Annotated in this window: 3 protein-coding genes; all 3 read right to left on the bottom strand. The window is 70.4% G+C overall.

The window, feature by feature from the left end:
• On the bottom strand, nucleotides 1-387 hold a 387-nt coding region (locus SH587_RS15865), incomplete at its 3' end, for a hypothetical protein (protein ID WP_320671612.1).
• 150 nt (nucleotides 388-537) lie between these two features.
• Complete coding sequence (locus tag SH587_RS15860; protein ID WP_320671611.1) at nucleotides 538-966, bottom strand: DUF6188 family protein; 429 nt, start codon at nucleotides 964-966, stop codon at nucleotides 538-540.
• Nucleotides 954-11,120 carry an RHS repeat-associated core domain-containing protein gene (locus tag SH587_RS15855; protein ID WP_320671610.1) on the bottom strand — a complete coding sequence of 3,389 codons (10,167 nt, stop codon included), beginning with the start codon at nucleotides 11,118-11,120 and terminating at the stop codon, nucleotides 954-956. The genes SH587_RS15860 and SH587_RS15855 overlap by 13 nt, the downstream gene beginning before the upstream one ends.
• Nucleotides 11,121-11,246: the final 126 nt, after the last annotated feature.

Genomic DNA, 11,246 nt, shown 5'->3' with positions numbered 1-11,246 from the left:
GTCGGTCTCGTAGGAGCGCCACTCCGGGCTCCCCGTCCCGACCCGCTTCAGACGCCCCAGCCGCTCACCCGACGCCGTGTACTCGTAGGTCTGCACCCTGCTGTCGGGCTTGGCCTCCCGCGTCAGCTGCTTCGACAGCCCCAGGTAGCTGTAGTCGTAGGTCTTCAGGCCCTCCGGCTGGCTCGACGGCGACAACGTGCACGCCCGCCGCGCCTTCTGGAACGCCGAGACCTGCTCCTCACCGTCGTCCGGCTCCTCCGTCGTCGCCAGCCCCGTCAGGCGCTTGTCGCGACGATCCAGCGCGTCGTAGCAGTACGCCTGGTTCTTCGGCAGCGTCCCCTCGTCGGTGCCCTGCGCGTCTCCGTGCTCCCGCTTGCGCGACGCCACCAGCCGCTCGAACGTGTCGTAGGTGTTCTGCGTCTCCGTTCGCCAGCCGCCGCCGGCGGCGATCGTCCCGGGGCAGGTCTGATCGGCCTGGGACTTGCGGAGCTAACGGGCGTACCCACGGGAGGTATAGGCGCTCGATCCGGACCAACGTCACGTGTCCTCGCGGCCCCAGATCGCCAGCTCGCCGCCAGGCATCGACACGATGCGCAGACCATTCGGCCCGACGATGTTCCACGCTTCGTAGTCCTCGTCGACCGCCACGCGCAGAACCGAGCCGTCGTCGAACGTCACCTCGAGGCTGCCGTCCTTGAACGCGATCGCTTGCTCGACCGCGCGGCGCAGCACACGCAGCGCCGGGGCCATCTGCTGCGGCTCGCCCTCTGGGTCAAGCTCGACCTCACCGCCGTGCCCGACGACAACGAACGGATGCTCAATGCGCACCTCGAACGTTCCCGCGGGGCAGTCAGCGATCACCATCGAGAACGCGTAGTCAAGGCGGCACTGCGTGACCGTGCCGGCCATCGGCACCAGCCAGCGATCTGCCGACTCAACGAGCGCCCCGGCCATCACCGCGGCCATCCCGCCATCGGCCCCGCGTAGTCTTCCGGGAAGTGCGTGTCGGCCTTGGATCCCGGCTTGCCGGCGGCGTTCAGGGGCTGACCGTGTTCGTTGTAGTACCGGTAGTAGCCCTTCGGGTATCTTGCCGTCGGTTCCATGATCCGGATCATGTCGGCGTTGCCCGTCGCCCCCGGACGCTGGTAGACGACGCCCTTGCCGTTGTCGGCCTCGCGAGCGACCCAGCCCTGCGGGATGTCGAACGTCGTCCCTCGCGACGTCGTCACAAACCGCGTCGAACGCGGCGCGCCTGCTCCGGGCTTTGGGGCGTTGCTGCAGGCGCCGCTGTTGTGCACGAGAATGCTAGCGCGTCCGACGTGGTAGGTGTGGACGCCCTCGACGGCGAGGTTGTACGCCACGTCGTCCTGACCGCTCAGGGGCCGGAGCCCGCCGCCAACGGGGACGAGGCGGCCGTCGGCGGTGAGGACCACGTCGCTCGCGTCGAGGTCAGCGGCGTCCTGCCAGGCGTGGTCGGTGGCGTTCCAGAACGGGTGGTCCTCGGTCGAGCGCAACGTCTCACCGGCGATGTCGAGTCGGTAGAGCCGATCGACGTGCGCGCCGATCCCGGTCACGCGTCGCTTGGAACGCTTCCCGGTCCGCGGGTCCGTCGCGATGACGATGTCGCCGGCGCGGATCTGGCGGATCGGCTTCAGCGACCCATCGCCCATCAGCACCAGCGTGTCGCCGGAGAAGCTGCGACAGAGGCCCAACGCCTTCTTGACGAACCGCTCCGCATCCGGCATGTGCTTGACGAGGAACGCCCCCGCCTTCGCGGGCTTGAAGACCGACGTCAGCGCCCCGACGATCCCATCAGAGGCATCCGGCTTCAGGAAGCCGTAGATCCCCATCAGGCCGCCCTTGACCGCTGCCTCGGTGGCCGACGGATCGCAACCGCCGGACGTGAACGCCTGCCCGGTCAGCGTGCAACTGAGCGCACCCACGCCACCCGCGGCAGCACCAGCCGTCGCCTCGGCACCGTCATCGAGCGCGTTGCCCAACCACTTCAGCCCCTTCGACGCCGGCGACGGCCCGCTGCGACAGGACTCTCGGTTGAACGGACCGAGATCCCCACAGTTCGGCTGACCTGAAGCCGTCGTCGCCGCGGCCGTTGCTGGTGGCGGCGGGGGCGGCAGGATCCTCTGACCGATGCCGCTGATCGCGACAACCGCCAGCACGGCCCGTTCCTGGTTGACCGTCGAAGCGGGAGCGGTTCCGCCGCCGCTGCGACGCCCCTGGTTGTAGTTCGCCAGCCGCTGCTGCTCGATACAGGCCGAATCGCCGTCGCAGTTCCTGACGTGCCCGTCGTACTCCGCCCGCGTCGCCGGGTTCGCTGCCGTGAACGCGTAGCGCGACGACGTGAACGGGTCGGCCGCCAGGTACAGGTCCGCCGAGGGATCGGCGAAGCGGTCCTGCTGCAGGAACCGACCCTGCGACGGGTCGTAGGTCCGGGCCTGCATGTCGTAGAGACCCGTGTTCTCGTCGCGGTAGAAGCCCTGGAACCGGAACGGATTCGCCTCGGCCTCCGTATCGAGCGCCTCCTCAGGCTTGACCAACTCCCCGTACGGATCGGTGTCGTAGCGATCGTCGGTCACGACCCGACCGCTCGCCGGATCCTCCAGACCGACCACGCTGCCCTGCGCGTCGGTCTCGTAGGAGCGCCACTCCGGGCTCCCCGTCCCGACCCGCTTCAGACGCCCCAGCCGCTCACCCGACGCCGTGTACTCGTAGGTCTGCACCCTGCTGTCGGGCTTCGCCTCCCGCGTCAGCTGCTTCGACAGCCCCAGGTAGCTGTAGTCGTAGGTCTTCAGGCCCTCCGGCTGGCTCGACGGCGACAACGTGCACGCCCGCCGCGCCTTCTGGAACGCCGAGACCTGCTCCTCACCGTCGTCCGGCTCCTCCGTCGTCGCCAGCCCCGTCAGGCGCTTGTCGCGACGATCCAGCGCGTCGTAGCAGTACGCCTGGTTCTTCGGCAGCGTCCCCTCGTCGGTGCCCTGCGCGTCTCCGTGCTCCCGCTTGCGCGACGCCACCAGCCGCTCGAACGTGTCGTAGGTGTTCTGCGTCTCCGTTCGCCAGCCGCCGCCGGCGGCGATCGTCCCGGGGCAGGTCTGATCGGCCTGGGACTTGCGGATCTGGACGATCTGCGAGCCCATCTTGTTGTAGTCGAAGCAGTCCGTCTGGTGCTTCGGGCCGGGAGCCGTTCCACCCTCGACGTCGGTCACCGAGATCGTCTGCCGCGCCCGGGTGATCCGGTCGCCGAAGTAGTCGTTGTCGGTCTCGACCTGGGTCGTGATCGTGCCGTAGCTGTCGCCTGCCTCGTCGATCTTGATCTCCTGGACGACCCGGGTCTGGCGACCGGAGCCATCGACGGTGTAGTCGATCTGCTTCGCCGGATCCTTCTCGGTCGGGGCGCCCGAGCCCTTTCGGTCCCGCACCCACTTCGTCAGCTGATCGCGGGCGTTGTAGGTGTTGGTGCCGCGCTCGTCGTGCGTCCGGTTGCCGTTGACGTCGTAGCTGTAGGACGTGTGGCGATCGTCGTTGCCGTCCGCGGCCGAGACGTCGCGCCTGGTGATCAGCCCCGCCGTGTCGTAGTAGCGCTTCTCGCTCGTGCTCTGCCCACCGGACGTCTTGGCCTTGATCGTCTGCTTGCGATCGCCCGACGGCCACCAGCGCAGCCCGGTCTCGCGGTCCGCGGGGCCGGTGTCGGCGCTGTCGGTCCAGACCGACACCTTGGTGTTGCGATCCAGCTCGTCGTAGCCGTAGCGCGTGCGGGTGCCGCCGAGGTAGCTGAGCCCCGAGAGCCGGCCGTCGGTCTTCACCGAGTCGATCAGGTTCGGCGTCTCGTCGACGTAGTCGTAGACCGTGTCCTTGCCCGCGCTCCAGGTCTCGTTGACCCGCAGCGGCCGGCCCGCGCGGTCGCGGGTGATCGCGGTCGTCCGCGGGCCGATGTTCGGATCCTCCGGACCCTCGCTCATGTCGGCCTCGGCGCACCGGGCCGCGTTCGGGTCGTCGATCGTGCCGTGGGACCAGTCGACCAGGCGTCGCAGGCCGCCGGACTGGTCGTAGCGGTAGGAGTAGACCTGCTCCTCGACCGTCTCGTTCGCCCCCGAACCGAAGCGGCGCGTGCCGCAGCGCTTGGCCAACAGCCCGGAGGGATGGAACTTGCGCGTGACGGTCCTGGTGCCGGATCCCCACGACGTCTGGTTGCCCTGCTCGTCGTAGCCGTAGTTCATCGTCACCGCCTCGGAGGATCCGGTGCCGCCGATGTCCTGGCTGACGGTCTGCTTCACCCAACCCGCCGCGTTGTTCGTGACGGTGGTGTCGTGGTCCGGGTTGCCGGACCCGTTGCCGTCGTCGTAGATCCCCGTGACCCGCCGCAGCAGACCGCGCTGGGTGTACTCGAAGCGCTGCCGCCACCGCTTGCGATCGTTGTCGCCGACCTCGCCGTCACCGTTGCCCCACGGCAGGTGACGGACCTCGAGCAGGCCGTCGTTCGTGTACCGCAGCACCTCGGCGTTGCGGCCGATCTCGCCGGAGTCGGGCGACGCGTCCAGATCGGTCTGCGGGTCGCTGACGCGCTCCTGGAAGCGGCCGTTCTCGCGCTTGACCCCAGCCGGCCGGATCGTGCGGCGCAACCAGCCGTTGCCGTCGAACTCCGTGATCGTCGTCCGCGCCTCGTTCTGCTGCGGATCGCTGTCGTAGACGCCGATCGTCTGCACCCACGGCAGGTCGCGGCCGTCGTACTCGCGCTCCTGGACGCGCCGCTTCGGCGTCGCGCCCGGCGCGGCCCCGGCCTCCGGGGCGACCACCTTGGTCACGTTGCCGTTGCGGTCGTAGGTCGTGTCGGTCACGACGTTCTCGGCCGTCGAGCCGCCCGGCTGCGTGACGGTGCTCGTCTCCTTGGTGACCCGACCGGCTCCGTCGTGCTCGTAGCGGGTGCGGTAGTCGTCCTTGGCGTGGCCGGCGAGGAAGGCCTGCGGCCGCCACAGCGTGGACACCAGGCCGTCGCGGTCGTAGGCCTGCTCGGTCCTCGCGTTCGCGGGATCGACCGTCACCCGCACCCGATCGACCGCGTCGAAGGTCCGCGTCGTCTTCCCGGTCGTGCCATCGCCGTCGACGTTGAACCCGTCGTCCTTGGCCGGCGTGACCTCGCGCCAGACGTTCCCGTTCGGGTCGCGGTCGCTGCTGCTCGTGGGCCGCACGCACGGCGCCGGCGTCGGCGCGCAGTTCGGCGGGGCCGTCGTCGACGACGGGCGGTCGAAGGCGTCGTAGCGATGGACGGTGATCTGGTTCCTGCCGTCGATCGTGGCGGCGAGGTTGCCGTTGCGGTCGTACTGCGAACGCAACGAGATGGTCGAGCCCGCGTCGAAGGGGATCTTCCGCTCGACCAGCCGTCCGACGCCGTCGTAGAGGAAGTCCTGGCTGACGTGGTCGCCGGCGGCGTCGCCCTGCGAGGTCACGCGCGTCAGGCGCAGCTCGTCGTCGTAGTAGAAGCCGGTGTCGCCCGCGGCCGGCACCACGTCCGGCAGGCTCTGGGGCTCGACGCTGCCGAAGTCCCCGCCGACGCTGTCGTCCGGCAGCTGATCGGCCGTCTGCGCCTTCGGGCGCGGGTCGTCGTCGGTCCGCTCGCGGATCCGGCCGTCCTGCTCGTCGTAGATCCACCACGACGGCCGCTTCGAACCGGACAGCTCGCCGGTGTCGAGGAACTCGTTGGTGAAGGTCTTGCCGCGAGCGTCGGTGATCGTCTCGGGATCGCCGACGGCGTTGATCTGGTACTGGACCTTCCACTCCGGCCCGTACTGATCGTCGCGGCGCGGCAGGCCCCGGGCCTTCAGCTCACCGGTCCTCCAGTACGAGAGCCGGGTCTTGAAGCCGTTGGCGCCCGCGCCGTCGTTGCCGCGCGGCGAGGTGATCGCGTAGACCTCGCCATCGGCACGCCGGTCGTACGACGTCTCGGCCGTCAGCGTGCCCTGACCGGGAGCGCTGAACGGATCGATCCGCCGCGTCAGACGACCCGCGTCGTCGTAGCGGTACTCCGTCCGCCGCCCCGCCGGGGTGGTCTTGGCCCGGAGGTGGTCCTCCTCGTCGTACTCGTAGTGCGTGTTCAAGCCGACGGTGTCGCTCTGCTCCCCCGTGTCGATCACCGGGTTCTCGGTCGCGTCGACGACGCGATCGAAGGCGTCGTAGACGTAGAGCCACCGCTGCGCCGCCGACACCTTGGCCTTCGCCGCAGCCTGCTGAAGGTCCAGCTCGCCGTTGGTGTTCGCGTCCGCCTCCGCCACGACGTTGCCGCGCACGTCGTAGGCCCGGGACGTCGTGACCTTCTTGTAGGTCGCCGTCGCCGATCGGTCGAGATCCTGCGCGGAATCACGGCTCTGGACCGTCGGCTCGTCGAACGCGTTGTAGAGCCAGCGCGTCCGGTGACCGGGCTGATCGAGGCCCCCCAGCGGATCGGCCCGCACGATCGGGTTGTCGACCGGGTCGTAGCGGTAGCGCGTCACCTCGCGAGCCGGGGCCTCGAGGTCGTCGCTGTCGTCGGGCTCGGTCGCCGACCGGTGGGCGACCGCCTCGCTGCGCTCCTCCTCCACCCGATCGGTCTTGGTGTAGGTGCTCTCCGAGACGTGCCCCTCGCCGTCGCGGCGCCGGGTCGGGTTGTCGTTGAGGTCGAAGGTGGTCGCGGTGACCCGGAACCGGTCGGCCACCGGCTTGTCGTCACCGTGCTCGTCCTTCTCGGTCGCGGTCGAGCGCTTCGGCACCACGGCCACGACCTGGCGATCGAGCGCGTCGTAGGTCCAGCGCGCCATGTAGGCCGGACCGGTGCCGCGTGCGTCGTCGCGCGGCGTACCGCCGATCGCGGCCACCGGATCGGTCGAGCCGCCGGCCGCCTGCTCCGGGGGAGCCGCCGGGTCGGCCCAGGCCCGCTGCGTCGCCCGCGGATCGGCCAGCGAGATCGTGTTGCCGACCTCGTCCCGGCGCGTGGTCCAGGACTTGTCCTCCTCGTCCCGGTGCTCGCGCGGGTCGCCGTTGGCGTCGAACTCGTCCCACGACTCCTCGACCGTGTTCTGCTCGGTGCTGTTGAAGGTCGGCTTGGTGCCGCTCCAGACCGTCGTGACGTGCTTCTTCACCAGGCCACGCGGCGTGTACTCGAACTGCTCGAAGCCGTTCTCCGGCCGCGTGATCGAGATCACGTCACCGTTGTCGGACGCCGCGGCGTAGCCGTAGGTGGTGGTCTTGCCACGGCGATCGGTCTCCGACGTCGTGTCGTAGACGAACGACCCGCCAGCGTCGCCCTCGCCGAGAACCGTTCCCGCGTGGGTGCGGTACGTCCACGACCGACTGCGCCGCTCGCCGCCCGTGGCGCCGGCGACGCCGGCGTGCTCGGTCTCGCTCAGCAGCTGCCCGAGGTTGCGGGTTTCGTCCCACGCGTACTCCGTCGTCACCGGCGCGACGCCGGCGCCGATCGTCGAGAACGCGACCTCGTTCTGGTCCGTCCAGCCCTGCAGCGTCGTCCGCGACCCGTCCTCGGTCAGCTCGTCGGTCGTGGTCGGATCGTTGGCGCCCTGGACCATCTCGATCATCCGGCCCGACCCGTCGACGGTCACCTTGTCGACGACCTTGCGGGCGTTGCGCACCCACGCCGTCCGTCGCGTGACGTTCTGCCCGCCCACGTTCTCGGTCCGGGGATCGTCCAGGCGGTAGGTCGTGATACGGCGTTGCTCCGTCGGCAGCTGCCGATCGGAGGAACGGTCCTCGACCGACGTGACCGTGCGGAAGTCCTGCACCAGCCCGACCCAGCCCAGCAGCGGCTGCAACAGCGGATCCAGCAGCGGCAGCGCGCTGGCGCGCGGGGCCGAGTAGCTGATGGTGGTGTCGTTGCCCCGCGGATCGGTGACCCGCTCCAGGTAGCTGCTGGAGTCCTTGTAGCCGAAGGTCCAGCCGCGCTTCGGGCCGTTCGACGACGGGTTGTCGGCGACGGTCAGCGACGTCAGGCGATTGCCGGCGGTGTCGTAGCCCAGCCGCGTGATCCGCCGCTCGCCGCCGATCCGCTTGCGGTCCTCGACCTTGATCAGCCGGTACGGCTCGTCGTTCTGGTCGTCGTAGCTCAGGATCCACTTGCGCGACTCGGCCGTCGGGCCGCCGACCAGTCCGGTGGCGTCGATCGCCGCCGCGTCGACGATCTCCTTGACCCGCTGGGTGCAGACCAGCGTCTGCCCGCAGCCCGGCCGCAACGCCGACGGCAGCGACGTCGGCCGCGGCTCGTAGATCAGCCGCAGCACGTTGTGGTGCCGGTCCTCGACCTCGCTGGCGCGGCCGTCGCGGTAGAAGAAGAAGGTCGTCCCGTCCGGACGAGTCGCCGCCCAGAACCGCGGGCTGTTCGCGTCGCTGGTGAAGCGGCGCAGCTGCAGGTAGACCCCCGGTGGGTGGCTGAAGCGGACGCCGGGCTTGCCAGTGTCGCGCGGGAACACGTGGCGGGTTCCGTCGCCGTCGGTCAGCACGATCCGGGTGGCGTCGTCCGCCGACTGCGACAGCAGCAGCGGAGCTCCGCCGATGCCGTTGATCTCCAGCGGCTCGTTCAGCCGCGTGATCGACCCCAGCTGGACGCTGAAGCCGCGACCGGCCGCGCCGTAGCCGAAGACCCCGTTCGCCCCGAGCAGACCCGGCAGCACGCTCGCCGGCTCGTGCGAGTTGTAGGTCAGCCGCAGCACCGTGTTGAGCCCGACCCCCGGGTTCTGCACCGGGGTCACCGACCAGACGCTGTTGCCGGTCGCCAGGTTCACCCGGTGGTTGCTGCCCGCGCCCGTCGGCGTCGTGTCGTAGGTGTTCCAGTCCTCGAAGCCCAGCCCGGGCTCGACCTCGCGGGCCGGCCCCTGGTCCTCCTGGATCACGTAGACCTCGAGCGTCGTCGTCGCCGTGTGACGGGCGATCACGGCCGGATCGCTGCTCGCGACCTGGTCGGCGACGGTCACCTCGACGCGATGCAGGCCTGTCGAGAGAGCCGCGGCGGGGACCTTGGCCACGAAGGTCTTCGCGCAGTCGTCGAGCGTGCACGGCGACGGCTGGGGCACGGCGACGGCCTGTCCGTCGACCTTGGCAGTCACCGTCTTGACGCCCGACGTCCCGTCGGTGGCCTTGACGTTGATCGTGCGGCGGTTCACGTCGCTGGAGTCCGGCAGCACGGGGTTCGGGTTCCCGTTCGTCACCTGCCCCGGATCGCGCTCGACGGCCGGCTTGTCCGCGTCGACGCGCAGCGTGATCGACTGGGTGGCCGAGCGGGTACCGCCGTCGTAGATCCGTACGCGCTGCGTCGTCTTGCCCGTCGGCGCCCCGTCCACCGGAACGTTGAGCGTGGTCGTGAACGGGCAGAGCTCGCGGCCCGAGGTCGGGCAGTCGGCCGTCGCGGGGTTGCCCAAGGCCGCACCGGCGGTGGTCTCCAGGCGGGCCTGGTAGACCCCCGTGCCGCGATCGTCGCCGCCGACCTGGACGGTGCCTGCCGTCTGGTCGAGCCACGGCGTGGACTGGACCGCGGTGGTGAAGGCCGGATCGGTGGCGTCGTTGACGTAGAGCGCGGTCCAGGTCGTCTGGAGCGACGTCGTCGGACGCGCACCGGAGCCCTGATAGCCCCAGTCGACCATCGAGATCCCGACGCGGTTGTCCGGCGTCGCGTTGCCGCTGGCGTCGGCGCTGTTGGCCCCGAGGTAGTGCCGCTGGTGGACGTTGAAGGTGTTCGCCGCCATGAAGATCGACGGCGTTCCGTTCTCCGCCTGCTCGATACCGCCGGGCGTCCCGTTCGGCAGCACGTACCGCCAGTGAGCGCGGGTGTCCCACGCACCGTTCGGCATCTGCATCCCGATCGCTGGCCCGGGGTCCTGCCAGCCGTTGCCACCCAGCAGCGTGTAGTTGAGTCCGGCGGCGTCCATCCGCCAGATCCACGCGCGGGCGCTCGGCGAGGCGCTGGTGTCGCCTGGTCCGACCGCGTAGAACATCGCGTAGTCCTGGACGACGGTCGACGATCCACCCGAACCGATGATCCAGAGGCCGGCCAGGTTGTCCTGGTTGGTCGGCGTCGTTCCCGGCGCTGCCGGGCGCTTCACCAGGCCGAATCCGACGTTGGAGCGGCTCCACTGCTCCTGCCAGAAGTTGAAGGTCTTCGTCTCGCCCGAGTTCCAGTTCCCGAAGATGATCGGGTCGGCGACGATCCCGTAGCGGTAGTCGCCGTCGCGATGGTCGATCAGCAGGCGCAGGCGATCGTCGCCGACCACGTCGAGGCGTGCCGGCACGCTCACCCCGTCGGCGTCGACCGCGGCGACCGGTGAGAGCCCGCCCAACTGCGTGCCGTCCCGCCCGACCACCGAGACGCCGTCGCCCTCGAGCTGCACGAGCTTGCCGCCCGTCGGCAGGTCGACGTCCAGCTCGATCGTCTCTGGCGCGGCCGGCGACCGTAGCTGCCAGCCGACTTGGACGCCGACCGTCGTCGACCGGACGAAGACATCGAGGTCTGGGCCGGCATTGGGATAGGTCACGACCTGGTCGCCGACGTCCGCGATCGATGTCCGGGCTGCGTCGCCCGCTGGCGCCACGCCGATGCGCAGGGGGCCGACCTGCAGCGGGTCGGCTGCGCGATGCCCGACGGAGACCGGAAGGGCGGCGCGGCGGATCTCGATCCGGCCCTCGGCCTCGTCCGGCTCCCGCCAGCGGGTGTCCGCGAGCTGCAACCGGCCTCCCCGTCCGCTCGGGACCGCCAGCGGCTGGCTGGCGACGACGGTCCCGAGGGGCTTGCCGTCCTCGTCCTCGATCCGGGCCGCGCCCGGGCTGAGGACGCCCGAAACCCGCGATGCCGGCGGCACGTCGCTCTCGGGCGACGCGAGGTGCGGCGTCGTCCGTCGCAGGAGCGACCGGGACTGCTTGGCGCTGTGGTGGCCACGGTAGGCGCGGCGCGACTGCTCGCGGACCGCGCGGCTCGAACGCTGCGGCAGCTCGGCCTTGGATCGCGGAAGCCGCTTCGCCTGCTCCGCGAGCGATTGGCGGAACGCCTCGTCGCTCTCGCGGTCGCGATCCTCGCCGCCGTCGGCGGCGAGCGAGACGCCCCCGCCGAGGGCGAGCAGCATCGCGGCGACGGCCACCAGGACGGCCCATGAGCGCCCGCGTTCCGTGGTCGTTCCCCGACCCTGTCTCCCCCACCAGCGCCCACGCATGTCCCGCTCCTTCGGCCGGGCGAACGCCACCCGGCGCCGCTCCGTGACGCGGGA

The sequence above is a fragment of the Patulibacter defluvii genome, assembly GCF_034096925.1.
Taxonomy (GTDB): domain Bacteria; phylum Actinomycetota; class Thermoleophilia; order Solirubrobacterales; family Solirubrobacteraceae; genus Patulibacter; species Patulibacter defluvii.
This window is presented reverse-complemented; position numbering and strand designations above follow the sequence as displayed.